The following is a 13,860-nucleotide window of genomic DNA, read 5'->3' on the forward strand; positions in this document are numbered from 1 at the left end:
ACGGCGTATTTGTGCCGGCCGCCGCCGCTCTGGCGTGCCGAGACAGACGAGACCGCCGGCGTGGGCATGACCACAGCACGGTTCAAGCGGCGGTGGCCGCAGTGATCTCCCGTTCTGGCCGGCGACGCTGCTAGAGTGCCGCGTGATCCACCCACCACCGGTATCGATGATCTTCTGCCCTTTGTTCGACACGCTGCAGCGCGGTCCGGCTGACCGATGCTGATACCGCTGGTGGCCATTGCGCTCGGGCTGGGTGTACTGATCTGGAGCTCGGAGCGTTTCGTCGACGGCGCGGTCGGCACGGCGCATCATCTGAAGCTGCCGCCGTTCGTCATCGGCACGGTGATCGTGGGGGTCGGCACGTCGGCACCGGAGTTTCTGGTGTCCGGGCTGGCCGCCTGGCAAGGCCAGCCGGGCCTGGCCATCGGCAACGCCTACGGCTCGAATATCGCCAATATCGGCTTGATCCTGGGCACCGCGCTGCTGCTGTCGTCGATGCGGGTGGGCGCAGGCATCGTACGCCGCGAGATGATGCTGCTCGTCGCGGCTACCGTGGCCTCGCGCGTGTTGATCGGCGACGGTCTGATCGGCCGCTTCGACGCCCTGCTGCTGGTCGTGCCGCTGATCGTCTACCTAGCCGTCATCGTTCGACAGGCACATCGCACGCCGTCGACGGACGCCGCTGCATCGCCGGCCGACACCGATGCCAGCCACGCCGGCGCGCGCGGTCTGGGCCGATCGCTGTTCTGGTTGACGCTCGGGCTGGTACTGCTGCTGGCCAGCTCCCGCCTGCTGGTATGGGGCGCCAGCACTATCGCGACCGCGCTCGGTGTCAGCGATCTGATCATCGGCCTGACCATCGTGTCGATCGGTACCTCACTGCCCGAGCTGGCTGCCTCGATCAGCGCGATACGTCGCAAGGCCTACGATCTGGTGCTGGGCAACGTGGTCGGATCGAACCTGTTCAACACATTGGGCGTGGTGGGTTTCGCCGGCTTGATCACGCCGATCGGCATCGAGCCGAGCGTGGCGAGCCGGGATTGGCCGGTCATGCTGGCGATGACGCTGTTGCTGGTTGTCTTTGCCATGCGATTCGGCCGCGGCCCGGCCCGCCTGACGCGCCTGGAGGGCGCCATCCTGCTGAGCGTGTTCGTGGCCTATACCGGCGCCCTGATCGCAAGCGCGCTCGCCACGGCCGGCTGAGACGCGCACGGCAGAGCATCTCGCCGCGATCCGGGCTTCGTGGCACAGTAGCCGACGTTCCCGCGTTCGACCTTCTCGATGAATCGGTTCTCCGACACGGCCTCCGCCTCCCCGTGGGCCAATCCGTTGTTGCTGGTGATGGTGCTTGCCGCGTTCACGAGCGTGCTCAACAACAGCATGGTGAACGTGGCGATTCCGACCATCAGCCGGCATCTGAACGTATCGCCCAGCCTGTCGGGCTGGGTGATCACGGCGTTCTCGATCGTGTTCGCAACCGGCGTGGCCCTGTACGGCCGCGTGTCCGACAGCTACAACTTCCGTACGACGTTTCTGGCCGCACTGGTGATCTTCGGAGCCGGTTCGCTGACCTGCGCGCTGGCGCCGACGTTCGGTTTCCTCGTGGGCGGACGCGCACTCCAGGCCGCCGGCGCGGCCGCGATCCCGTCGCTGGCGTTCGGCTCGGTGGCGCGCCTGTTCGCGCCCGGCCGACGAGGCGTAGTGTTCGGCACGTTGTCCTCGGCGGTCGGACTCGGTGCGGCAACCGGCCCATTGATCGGCGGTCTGGGTGTAAGCGCTTTCGGCTGGCGTGTCCTGTTTTACGGCACGCTGGTGGTGATCTGCCTGCTGTTTTTCGCAGCCTGGCGTTTTCTGCCCGACCTGAATGCCGAGCGCGAACCCCAGCCGCATCGTTTCGTACGGCTGGATCTGCCCGGCGGACTGCTGCTGGCATTGGGCGCGGCCGCGCTGCTCTACGGCGTGACCGCAGCCAACCACGTGGGTCTGGCCGCGCCGCGAGCCTGGGGAACGCTGGCGGCGGCGATCCTCATGCTGACGGGTTTTGCCGTACGTATCCGCAGCGCGGCCTATCCGTTCGTGCCGCCGAGGCTGTTCGCCAACCGGCAATTCCTGTCGGCCTCGGTCATTGCACTGCTGTCTCAAGGCGCGTTCATCGGCGGGGGACTTTTCCTCACCCCCTTGTTGTTGATCAACGAGCTGGGCATGTCGGCATTTCAGACCGGCCTGGTGATCGCGCCCGGCGCTTTTGCGGTCGCCCTGCTGGCGCCTACGATCGGCCGGCTGTCTGACCTGTTCGGCCCCCGAGCGGTGCTGGGTATCAGCCTGTCCTGCCTGCTCGCCGGCCTGTTGTTCATGTCATCGTTCGCGGTCGGCGGCGCACCGTGGAAGGTGGCCGTGGCCCTGGTAATCGCCAGTACGGGCTATGCAGGCGTGACCTCGCCGGCGGCCAACGCCGCGTCCAAGGCGCTGTCCAGCGAAATCGCCGGCGTTGGGTTCGGCATCTATCAATTGTTCTTCTTCATGGGCGCGGGCACGGGCGCGGCCGTGTTCGGTTCCGTGCTGTCTGCGCGCCAGCGCATCGGCGACGCGGCCTTCAACCCCTTGTACGCCGGCGGCGATGCGACCGCGGCCTATTCGGACGCCTATCTCGTGGCCTGTGTGGCAGTGCTATTCGCCCTCGGGTTGCTCATCGGTCTGGGTCGGGCCGACGCCCGACCGGTCGCCGACGACTGATCCGCAGCACGGCCACCGCAGCGGCCTCTGTCGGTGGCCTGCCCACCGCCGGTGTTGCGCACAGCGATATACTCTCCGTACGAAACCGGCCCCATCCGATTGTGCAGCGCAAGGGGCCGGCGTGGCACGACAACCGCAGACCTACGATTGATCTTCGCGCCTATTCCTTCCCCGTCATGGCTGATCGTCGCAACGATCTCGGCTGCTGCACTGTGTCTGTGCGCATCGGCGGGCGTCGCGCTGTGGCTGAATCCGCGCCTGCGTCGAGCCAGCCGCCGGCACCCAACCGCAAGGGCAATCTTCTTCGCACTCGCCGGTCTTTTATCGCTGCCGTTCATCCTGAGCCAGGGACTGACCGCCTGGGCGTTGGGTCGCGCGGCGCTGGACGAGCAGGCCCGCCGGCAGACGCTGGATACGCCGACCATCATCCAGCAGGTCAACATGCCGCGCAGCACGCGTCTGGTGCTCCGCGAGCCCGGGCAGCTCGAAACGTTCGAGCGCGCGGCGTTTCCCGAACCGATCACGGTGTATGGTTTCCGTGCGCTGGCGATGCGACGCATTCTGGGCATCGACGACACGGGCCGACGCGACCGACTGCACAGCGCGATGATCGAACTCGCCGAGGATCAGCCGTGGTCGGGCTGGCACTGCACGCGCGATACGCCGGTTGCGGTGGAACTGGGCCCCGACGGTCGGCTCGACTCGATTCGTTCCTGCCGCCTGGCCACCGAGTATGATCGCGGCGCAATCACGTTGCCGGCAGACAGCGAGATACGGGCGTCTGCGGGTACACGCTACGTCTCGGGCCGACGCGGACGCGATCGCTGGATCGTCTCTCCACCGCGGGGCACTGCGCTGGCCGTCGGTTCTCTGCGATTGAATGCCACGCTGTTTCTCGATCGCGAACGCCGACCGCTGCGGGCGCGCGGCGTGCTGGCGGACCCGCTCGCTCTGGGCGGCATCCACTACCCGCGCGGCACCGCCACACGGATTCGTTTCGATGCGGACACAGCGCGTGTGTCGTCCTGGTTCATGAGCCCGACACGGGACGGGATCGCGGCGCGCGACAACGGCGGCGATATCGTGTTCGGGCAGGCGGTTGCCCACGGCCCGGGCGGTGATGTGGTCGAGATAACCGACAATACGACAGCGGGCTTTCATCATCTGCGACCGCTGCGCACACCGCCCTGATCGCACCGGATCACTCGGACCCACCGACCGACACAAGCCCGCGGCGGGCTACCGCAACCAGTGGCGCAGGGCGCTTGCCGACACCTCTTTCGAGCGTTTGGCAGGCCCTGTCCTGAACCTGCGCGGTGGGCGCGACCGTCGCGGCGGCCGACGACAACCGCCTCACCGAGCTGTTGCGTGCGCTATACATTGAATGGTCTGATCGTGCGTGCTAGCTTGCCTGGCGATTGCACCTAGGGTTCCGCGCCCCGTCCGGCGGACTGGACCGAGCGGTGTCACGGTGCCCAGGTACCGACAACTGAAGGGATAAAAGCCTGGAGGTCTCATACATGGCCGACGCCATACGCGTCGGTCCCAGGGACCTTTTCGCATGACGCTTGCCGCCCTTGCCCTCATCCTCATCGCCGCGTTCCTGCATGCGGGATGGAATCTTCTCGCCAAACGCAGCAACGGGGGTGCCATCTTCGTATGGTTGTTCGCCGCATGCGCCTGTCTGATCTATGGCCCGTTCGTAGCCCTGCTCGCGCTGGCCTACCCGCCCCATCTCGATGGTTTGGCCTGGGCGTGCGTCTTGGCGACGTCGCTGCTGCATCTTGGCTATTTCCTGTCGCTTCAGCGCGGCTACCGGAGCGGGGATCTGTCGGTGGTCTACCCGCTGGCGCGGGGCACCGGGCCACTGCTGACGATGCTGCTGGCGGTTCTGCTGCTCAACGAGCAGCCGAGCGGCCTGGCCGTGTTCGGCGCGGGTCTGATCGTAGCGAGCGTATTCATCCTGTCCGGCGGGCCGGGCAATGTCGCCCGGCGGCCGCAGCCGGCCGCAATCGGCTACGGGCTGCTCACCGGCACGCTCATCGCCAGCTATACGCTGCTCGACAAATACGCGGTCAGCGCGGTGCTGGTGCCGCCGTTGCTCTATGACTGGCTCGGAAACCTGGGCCGCACGCTGCTACTCACCCCGTATGCGCTGCGGTGTCGCAGCCAGATCGCGGCCGAGTGGCGAGCCAACCGGAACGCGATTATGGGCGTCGCGATCATGAGTCCGCTGGCCTACATCCTCGTGCTGACAGCAATGACGTTCACCCCGGTCAGCTATGTCGCGCCGGCCCGGGAAGTCAGTATTCTGATCGCCGTCGTGCTCGGGGCGCGGCTGCTCGATGAAGGCGCCTTGCGCAGTCGCCTGATCGCGGCCGTGGGCATGGTCTGCGGCATCGCGGCCCTGGTGCTCGGCTGAGCCCCGCCCGGCGGCGTCGGTGGTCGTAACCGACCGTCGGTCGTGAACCGACAGCTGTGGCGTATTGAGTCGCTGGCGGCCGCCCGGCATGCTCGTCTCGTCGCTTTCACGGAAATCCCGCCTGCCCGACATGTCCGCCGCCTGCCCCTGCCGATCCGGCCTGCCGTACGCCAAGTGTTGCGGGCCGTACCACGCCGGTGCGCCCGCTCCGGCGCCGGAAGCACTGATGCGCGCACGCTACAGTGCCTATGCGCGCGGGAATGCGGCCTTCGTCGAGGCGAGCTGGCACGAATCTTCACGCCCCGAGCCGCTGGTGCTGCCCGAGGGCGACCACTGGCTGGGCCTGGCGGTCCTCGACAGCGGCGAACATGGCGACGACGGCTGGGTGCATTTTCGCGCAACCTGCCGTGACCGGGCCGGCTTTGCCGTGCTCGACGAGCGTTCGCGCTTCGTCCGCGAGAACGGACACTGGTTCTACCTCGACGGCTGCCCCGGTGTGACCGCGCTCAAGCCTGGGCGCAACGACCGCTGTCCGTGCGGCAGCGGGCGCAAATTCAAGAAATGCTGTGGGCACTAGCCGCGCACTGAGACGACACGGGCGAACAACCGATCGCTGACGGCTGGCGCTGTGAGGGCCTGCATGTTCGCCGCCCGGCCATTGAAAACTCCGCCACCAGGCCGTGCGGCCGGCCGCCCCGCCGGTAATCATGCTGGACGGGCGCGGTCGCCGCGTGTCGGTCCACAACCCGTGCGCACGATCGCGTGGGCGGCTCTCGTCCGAAGCAGGCCGAGACCTGCCGCTGCGCGGTCGGTGTCGACCCGCCTTTCGCGCGACCATCGGCCGACGATGATCGCGGTGGTCGTTCTTGACGGACGGCGACACCGCGCCTACGGTATTCGGTGCATCATGCAAATAGATCGCAGCCGCTCGTCGCGCGCGTCACGAGGCCGCTTCCGCGCGTTTGTCCGGACACCGCCGATGTCCTGCCCGGCCGCGACCTATCCGCTGCGGCCCACCGATCCACCCATCTTCCAACCGGAATAGCTCGACATGACCCAATCGACCACGCTGACGGTCAACGGCGAGAAGCACACCGTCGATATCGCCCCCGACACGATGCTGCTGTATGTGCTGCGCGACAACCTCGGCCTGAAGGGACCGAAATTCGGCTGCGGGCTGTCGCAATGCGGCGCATGCACGGTGCTGGTCGGTGGATCGGCGGTGCGCTCCTGCGTGACACCCGCGAGTTCCATGCAGGAGCAGGACATCACGACCCTCGAAGGGCTCGGAACGCCCGACGATCCGGACCCGCTGCAGCAGGCGTTCATAGACGAGCAGGCCGCCCAGTGTGGCTACTGCATCAACGGCATGATCATGCAGGCGAAGTCGTTCCTGAACGAAAAGCCCGATCCCGGTCGCGATGAAATCAAGCAGGCGCTGAACAACAACCTGTGCCGCTGCGGCACGCATATGCGAATCGTGCGCGCGGTCGAACGGGCAGCCAAGAACGGAGCCAAGGCATGAAGAACGGCGACAACACTCTGACAGGTGCAGGCGGCGGCAGCCAGCCGTCCGGCCTGAGCGATCTCGGCGCGAGCCGGCGGCAGTTCCTGAAGGCTTCGGGTGGCCTCGTGCTCGGCTTTTCCCTGTTCGGCTCGGGCCTGGCCACGGCCGCAGAGAGCATCGCCACCGGTCAAACCGATGTCCATGAGGCGAGCCAGCTCGATTCATGGCTGGCCGTGCATCCGGACAACACCGTGACGCTGTTCACCGGCAAGGTCGAGGTCGGCAACGGCAACGAGACCTCGCTCGCCCAGATCGCCGCCGAGGAGCTCTATTTCCCGGTCGACCAGGTGGTCGTCGTCATGGGCAGCACGGACCGCACTATCGACCAGGGCCCGACCTACGGCAGCCGTACTATTCCCTATGCCGGCCCCCAGATTCGGCATGCGGCCGCGGCCGGGCGACAGGCGCTGCTGTCGCTGGGCGCCAAGCATTTCGACCTGCCGGCCAATCAACTGTCTACCCAGAACGGCCGGGTGGTCGTGATCGGAGACCCCTCGCGCTCGGTGGACTACGGCACGCTCGTTGGCGGCGAACGCTTCAATGTCGACATCGGCGCGACCGGCAACAGTTTCGGCATGGACGTGGCGCCGGACGTGAAGGTCAAGGACGAAACGGCCTATTCGACTGTCGGCCAGTCGGTGCCACGCAAGGACATCCCCGAGAAGATGTTCGCGCAGTACAGCTATATCCAGGACATCAAGGTCGACGGCATGTTGCACGGTCGTGTGGTGCGCCCGTACGGCGTGCAGGCGACGCTCGAGCACGTCGACGACAGCGGCCTGAAGGATATCCCGGGCTTCGTGCAGATCGTGCAGGAAAAGAACTTCCTCGGTGTCGTCGCCGAGACTGAGTGGGGCGCTATCCAGGCGGCCAGCAAGCTCGGCTCGGTACTGCACCCGGAAGGCCGCAAGGCCGGCCAGGCGACCTGGTCGGACTGGAATGGCCTGCCGGACCAGGACTCGGTCTGGAAGACCGTGCGCGAAACGGCCGGCACGGACAACTCGGTGGCCTCCAATGGCTCGGTCGGGCTGGCCCGTCATTCCGCGGCCAAGACGGTGAAGGCGACGTATCTCACACCTTTCCAGATGCATGCCTCGATCGGCCCGTCCTGTGCCATCGCGGACGTGAAGAAGGACAAGGCGACGTTCTGGGCAGGCACCCAGATGCCGCACCAGGCCAAACGCGACATGGCCAAGATACTCGGCATCGACCCGTCGAACATCACGCTCTACTGGCACGGCGCCTCGGGCGCCTACGGCCGCAACGGCCTCGAACACGTGATCGCCGACGCAGCGTTCATGTCGCGTGCCGTCGGACGACCGGTGCGGGTGCAGTGGATGCGCTGGGACGAGCACGGCTGGGAGCCCAAGGGCCCGCCCATCGCTCAGGACCTGGAAGGCCTGATCAACGAAAACGGCAAGGTCATCGGCTGGCAGCATCACATCTGGGAGCCGACCACCGGTGACACGCGCCTGATCGCGGCCGATCTCGTGGGCCATCCGCACGGTTCGGAGGGCTCGGGCAACGGTGCCATCACCTATGCCTACACCTTCGACAACGCCGATGTGGCCTACCACGGCGAAGGACGCGTAGGCCTGCTGACTGCCTGGCTGCGCTCGCCGGGCCAGTTCGAGACGACCTACGCCATGGAGGCGTTCATCGACGAGCTGGCCGTAGCGACCGATACCGATCCGCTGAGCTTCCGGCTGGCAAATCTCAAGGACCCGCGTGCGCTTGACGTGCTGCAGGCGGCCGCCCGGAAGTACGGCTGGACTTCGCGCAAGCCGAGCGAGAACACGCATGATGGCAGTGACACGGGCAAGGCCAAGGGTCGCGGTATCGCCTGGGTCAACCGCGACGACAGCTACGTGGCTACGATTGCCGACGTGGAGGTCGACCGCAGTTCCGGCGAGATCCAGGTCAAGCGGGTCGTGGTTGCTCACGACTGCGGGCTGGTGATCAATCCGGATGCGCTGCGCAACCAGATCGAGGGCAACGTCGTCCAGTCGCTGAGCCGCACGCTGCACGAGGAAGTGACGTTCGACAATGCGCACGTGACCAGCCGTGACTGGATGGGCTATCCGATCCTGCGGTTCAACGAATTGCCGGACGATATCGAAATGGTCTTCGTGAACAATGCACCCGGACGCAAGAGCACTGGCGGCGGCGAGCCTTCGACCTGCCCGACCGCCGCAGTGGTCAGCAATGCCGTATACGATGCCATCGGCGTGCGGCTGCGTCAGACGCCGTTCCGCCCCGAACGCGTCAAGGCGGCCATGAGCTGAACCGACCCCGCCGGCACCCGCCGGGGCCTCATACCCAAACCGGGGCCTCGGCTATCGTGCCGAGCCCCGCGTGGCGTCGCTTCGTTCGGCTTCCCGGGCACGTAGCCGGACGTAGCGGCGCGGTCGGCCGTGCCGTTGCTGGCCCGGAAAGGCAACGGTATCATTCACTTATCAGACTTACGGCTAACTCGTATACGCCGCAACCCTGCGCTGTTCCGGCGCGCGGTTGACTTGCAGTCATGACAGCCCGACCTGGGTTTGTCTCGGCAAAGGATGACTGATGATCCATGGGCCGGCCCATACTCTGCGCCTGCTCCTGCTTGCCGGGCTGACCGGCATCGCCGGCTGTAGTGACCCGGGCGGTACCGCCATCCTGCATTTCGGCAAGAGCAACCCGATTCCTCTGGGTGGCGGGCCATTGCCAGCCTCACTACGCGAATCCATCCAGCAGCGCCTGGGCGAGTTCGGCGCGCTACGTATCGAGGCGATGGATCCCATCAAGATCCGCCACGACCAGGGCGTGATCACGCATCGGTATCGCCTGCGTGTGACGTTCGTCGATGCGCTCGACGACACCCAGCGACAAGCGATCCGTGATCTGTTCGATACGCTGGTGACCGCACGTGATCAATGGCCGCGCGGACTCACGCTGCACGGCGAGACCACGACGATCGATCTCGGCGACCGGGCCCGCCTGATCTACGTGCGCCGCAACGGCCTGTATCCCGACGCCGATGCCATCGGTGCCCCACCGACCCACTGTACGGTCAGCGTGGAACTGAATCCGCCCGTCTCCGGCGGCGATGTGGCGCTGGTGAAAGCCATGGACGATAGCGAGGTGACGTTCGATTTCGTGCCGCTACAACGTGCCTACGACGACGGGCAGTTCACCTTTTTCGACAAGACCGAGTTGTCCGGGCCATTCGGGGCGAGCGACGACACCCTCTATCATGCCGCCTTCGACTTTGGGGTGATCGGCACGGCGACAGATCTGGGCCCCATGGGCGGCATGGCCTCGCCGGGCAGCACCGACGAATGCATCACGCGTATCAGCCATGCCGGCCGTCCGTTCACCTTCAATATCGGATGGACACTGGACCGCACGAGGCGGGTCGAACTTGATTTCCCTGAAGCCGGCTAAGCGGGGACACCGCCGTTATCCGACGACACCCGCCCCTGCGCAAACAGTCGCCGGGCCGGTTCCTGCGGCTATGCCTGTCTGGCGTTGCCGCCCGGCGTGCCCGCCGGCCAACGGTGGTCAGACGCCCGTCGCGGCAGCCCACCGGGCGCTGCAAACGACCCCGCGACCGCGCGGCCGGGGGGAGTGCTCACGGCGATCTGGAGTGCGGCAGGCACACCGCACGGTCACCTTATCGGGCGCGTGAGTTCAATGGCAGCACGTTTCGCTTGACCTGGACTCGATCCTCGCAGAAAACCGTCTTTTCCTCGCCCCGCTCGACGATAGCCGGCACATTTCGGATCAGCCGTTGCAGATCGTCGATCGCCATCGGCCGCGCCAGCAGAAAGCCTTGCACCTCGCTACATTCATCGTAGGTCAGCATTGCCAGCTGCTCGTTGGTCTCCACGCCTTCGGCGGTGACCGTCAAATCCAGGGCCTGACCAAGACTCAGAATGGCTCGTACGATCGCCCGGTTGCCGTCATCGGTGTCTAGATCCCGGATAAACCGACGGTCGATCTTGATCACATCGAACGGAAACGAGCGCAGATAACTCAACGACGAATAGCCGGTGCCGAAGTCGTCGATGGCCAGGCGCACACCGAGTGTCTTGAGACGCTCCAGCACTGAGCGTGCGTGCTCCGCGTGATCGATCAGCACGCCTTCGGTGATCTCGAGTTCCAGGCGCTCGGGTGACAGGCCTGACCGCTCAAGCGCCAGGCCCACCGTTTCTACCAGGCTGTCGTCGCGAAACTGGATCGGCGATATATTGACGGATACCCCGAGCGTGTCGCTACGCTGGGCAATCGTGTCGCAGGCGGTATACAGCACCCACTCGCCGATGGGAATGATCAAGCCGTTGCGCTCGGCCAGTGCAATGAAATCGGCCGGTGGGATCACGCCTTTCTCGGGATGAGCCCAGCGGATGAGCGCCTCGACGCTGCGTATCTGCCGTTCGCGGGTATCGAAACGCGGCTGGTATTCGAGTATGAATTCATCGTTGCGAAGCCCACGACGCATGTCCTGGGTCAACGCGCGGTAGTCCACAACCCGGGCGTTCATTTCTTCAGTGAAATAGCTGTAGGTCGCGCGGCCGTCGTTTTTCGACCGGTACAGCGCGAGATCGGCGTTCTTGAGCAGCTCGTCCGGCGAGGTGCCATCCTGCGGCGAGATCGCGACGCCGATCGAGGCCGTGACGCCCAGCTCGCCTTCGGCATGACGCACGGGCATGGCAACGGTCTCGAGAATGCGCCGGCACATCGTTTCGATCTCGTCATCGTCGAGCGCAGGGGCCGCCACCACGAACTCGTCGCCACCGACCCGGGCGGCGATCTGATCGTCGCGCAGACAATGGCGCAGCCGATCGGCCACTTCGCCGAGTACGCGATCGCCGACATCGTGACCGAAGGTGTCGTTGACCGGCTTGAAACCGTCCAGATCGATATAGAACACCGCCAGACGTGCGCTCGGATGCGGCAGCGCGCTGGTCATGTAACTGGCCAGCTTGAGCCGATTGGGCAAGGCGGTGGTCGCGTCGTGCTGGGCCATGCGCGCGGCCTCGTCATAGGCTTGCGCCATGGCTACGTTCGCCGACACATCGGTCGCGAACTTGATCACCTTGTAAGGCTTGCCGTTGAGATCGAGCACGGGATTGTAGCTGGCCTGCAGCCAGATCTCGGTGCCTTGTTTCCCCACACGCCGGTACAGGCCGGTATGGAACGTACCCGTACGCAGCGTCTGCCACAACCGTACATATTCGTCTGAATCGGCGACACCAGGCATGACCAGAATGCTGTGATGCTTGCCCTTGAGCTCACTCAAGCGATAGCCGAAGGTCTCCAGGAAGTTGCTGTTGACGTCGAGAATCGTGCCGTCGAGGCCGAGTTCGACCACGCCCTGCGACTTGTTGATGGCATCGATCTGGCTCTTGTAATCGGCCTGCTGGATCTTCTCGCGGGTGATGTCGGTCGCGTACTTGACGACCTTGAAGACCTTGCCGTTCATGTCGAAGATCGGGTTGTAGCTGGCCTGCAGCCAGACTTCACGTCCTTCGTTGCCAAGCCGCTTGAACTCCGCGACCTTGTGCCGGCCGGCGGCCAGCTGGCGCCAGAACGTCTTGTAGGCATCGCTTTCGGCGTCGCGATCCTCGACGAACATACGGTGATGCCGGCCGCGCACATCGCGGTAGCGATACCCCATCAGACGCAGAAAATTGTCGTTGGCATCGAGTATGGTGCCCTCGACGTCGAACGAGACCACGCACTGGGCCTTGTGTATCGCCGCGATCTGGCCCTGATGATCGGCCTGCAGAAGCTTCTCGTCGGTTACGATCGTGGCGTACTTGATTACCTTCACCGGACGGCCGGCCATATCGAAGATGGGGTTATAGCTGGCCTGCAGCCAGACCGTGTCGCCGTTGCTGGCCACGCGCTGGTATTGCCCGGCGTGGTGGCGACCAAGCTCGAGATTACGCCAGAACTGGGCGTACTCGATGCTGTGTGCGTAGGCGGGCTCGACGAAGATCCGATGATGCTCGCCGATTACCTGGTCGGCGCTATAACCCATTGCCTCGAGAAACGCCTCGTTGGCGTCGAGCACGGTACCGTGCATATCGAACACGACCACGGCATTGGATTTGTGGATGGCTGCAACCTGCCACTGATATTCGGCCTGTCGGAGTTTCTCGCTCGTCACGTCGGTGGCGTACTTGACGATCTTGATCACCCGCCCCGCAGGGTCGAAGACCGGGTTGTAGCTGGCCTGAAGCCAGGCATCGGAGCCGTCCTTGCGAATCCGCCGGAATTCCCCGGTCTGATGATGCCCGCTCGCCAGCTCGGACCAGAACGCCCGGTACGCCGCGCTGCGCGCCTCGTCGGCTGCAACCAGCATGCGGTGATGCCGGCCGACCAGCTCTTCGCGCATATAGCCGACCGCCGCACAGAAGCGTTCGTTGACTTCGACAATCGTGCCGTCGCAGCCAAAGTGCGCCACGGCCTGAGAGACATTGATCGCGCGGACCTGGCCACGGTCATCGGCGAGTCGCAGCTGCGCTTCGGTCACGTCCTCGAAGATCACGACCACTTCGACGAGCTCGCCCTCGGCGAGAATCGGGGTGTAGGAAGTGCGGATCCAGGCCTGCGAACCGCCAGCGACAACTCGCAGCGCGGTCTGATCGCAAATCTGCCCGGCCCTGAGCGCGGCCCAGCGCGCCTGCGCATTCCTGTCCGCCTGAATCGCATAACTTGCCGATTCGTCGCTACCCAACGCGTGCTCGAGCGTCGTACCGAACAGTTTCAGATAGCGGTTGTTGGCACGGATCAGCTGGCCCGATCGATCGAACACGGCCACTGCGTAGTTGATATTGAGCGCCCTGAGCTCGGACGGAACGCGTTCGCTATTTATTGAATTGTTATCGATCATGGCCTTACGCGGTACCGCGCATCTTATTCGATCGGCATACAGTGTATATCGCACTGTTAGGTCGCACACAATGCAAGGCCTGGACCCGCGGTCGGCGATACGCTGCGCCCCGGGCGGGCCCGGTACGGCACCGGGGTGGTCGGTCGGCGACTCGATCGTATCCGGCGCGGTCGCCGTTGCCACGGGCCGCGATACGGCTTGCCCGATGGATCAGTCGCCTGGACGACTGTCAGCAGGCGCTGTCATCCGGCGCCC

At 65.3% G+C, this 13,860-nt stretch carries 9 protein-coding genes and 1 pseudogene; 9 read left to right on the top strand and 1 reads right to left on the bottom strand.

All coding sequences use genetic code 11. From position 1 onward, the window contains the following. Window positions 1-216: 216 nt before the first annotated feature. From T31B1_RS09735 to T31B1_RS09775, 9 genes and pseudogenes are all read left to right on the top strand, one after another. Window positions 217-1,203, top strand: a complete 987-nt coding sequence (locus T31B1_RS09735) for a calcium/sodium antiporter (RefSeq protein ID WP_353249287.1) — start codon at window positions 217-219, stop codon at window positions 1,201-1,203. A gap of 78 nt (window positions 1,204-1,281) precedes the next feature. Further along, complete coding sequence (locus T31B1_RS09740; RefSeq protein WP_353249288.1) at window positions 1,282-2,733, top strand: MFS transporter; 1,452 nt, start codon at window positions 1,282-1,284, stop codon at window positions 2,731-2,733. A gap of 147 nt (window positions 2,734-2,880) precedes the next feature. Continuing rightward, entirely contained in the window at window positions 2,881-3,924 is a 1,044-nt protein-coding gene (locus T31B1_RS09745; protein WP_353249289.1) for a hypothetical protein, read from the top strand. 370 nt (window positions 3,925-4,294) lie between these two features. Continuing rightward, the gene (locus T31B1_RS09750; protein ID WP_353249290.1) at window positions 4,295-5,155 is read left to right on the top strand and encodes an EamA family transporter; all 861 of its coding nucleotides are present in this window, start codon (window positions 4,295-4,297) and stop codon (window positions 5,153-5,155) included. 130 nt (window positions 5,156-5,285) lie between these two features. Continuing rightward, window positions 5,286-5,342 (top strand): annotated as a pseudogene (locus tag T31B1_RS09755) (SEC-C metal-binding domain-containing protein); the annotation flags it as partial. A gap of 39 nt (window positions 5,343-5,381) precedes the next feature. Beyond that, complete coding sequence (locus T31B1_RS09760; protein ID WP_353249610.1) at window positions 5,382-5,732, top strand: YchJ family protein; 351 nt, start codon at window positions 5,382-5,384, stop codon at window positions 5,730-5,732. A 474-nt stretch (window positions 5,733-6,206) separates the two neighbouring features. Further along, entirely contained in the window at window positions 6,207-6,680 is a 474-nt protein-coding gene (locus tag T31B1_RS09765) for a (2Fe-2S)-binding protein (RefSeq protein ID WP_353249291.1), read from the top strand. Next, a complete protein-coding gene (locus tag T31B1_RS09770; RefSeq protein WP_353249292.1) occupies window positions 6,677-9,007 on the top strand; it encodes a xanthine dehydrogenase family protein molybdopterin-binding subunit in 2,331 nt (776 codons plus the stop codon). Before T31B1_RS09765 ends, T31B1_RS09770 begins: the two co-directional genes overlap by 4 nt. Before the next feature lie 280 nt (window positions 9,008-9,287). Then, window positions 9,288-10,148 (top strand): hypothetical protein, encoded by an 861-nt coding sequence (locus T31B1_RS09775; RefSeq protein WP_353249293.1) that lies wholly within the window; start codon window positions 9,288-9,290, stop codon window positions 10,146-10,148. Window positions 10,149-10,377: 229 nt separating this feature from the next. Here the strand turns inward: T31B1_RS09775 and T31B1_RS09780 are convergent, their stop codons facing one another. After that, the gene (locus tag T31B1_RS09780; RefSeq protein ID WP_353249294.1) at window positions 10,378-13,605 is read right to left on the bottom strand and encodes a PAS domain S-box protein; all 3,228 of its coding nucleotides are present in this window, start codon (window positions 13,603-13,605) and stop codon (window positions 10,378-10,380) included. Window positions 13,606-13,860: the final 255 nt, after the last annotated feature.

It is taken from the genome of Salinisphaera sp. T31B1 (assembly GCF_040361275.1).
Lineage (GTDB): Bacteria > Pseudomonadota > Gammaproteobacteria > Nevskiales > Salinisphaeraceae > Salinisphaera.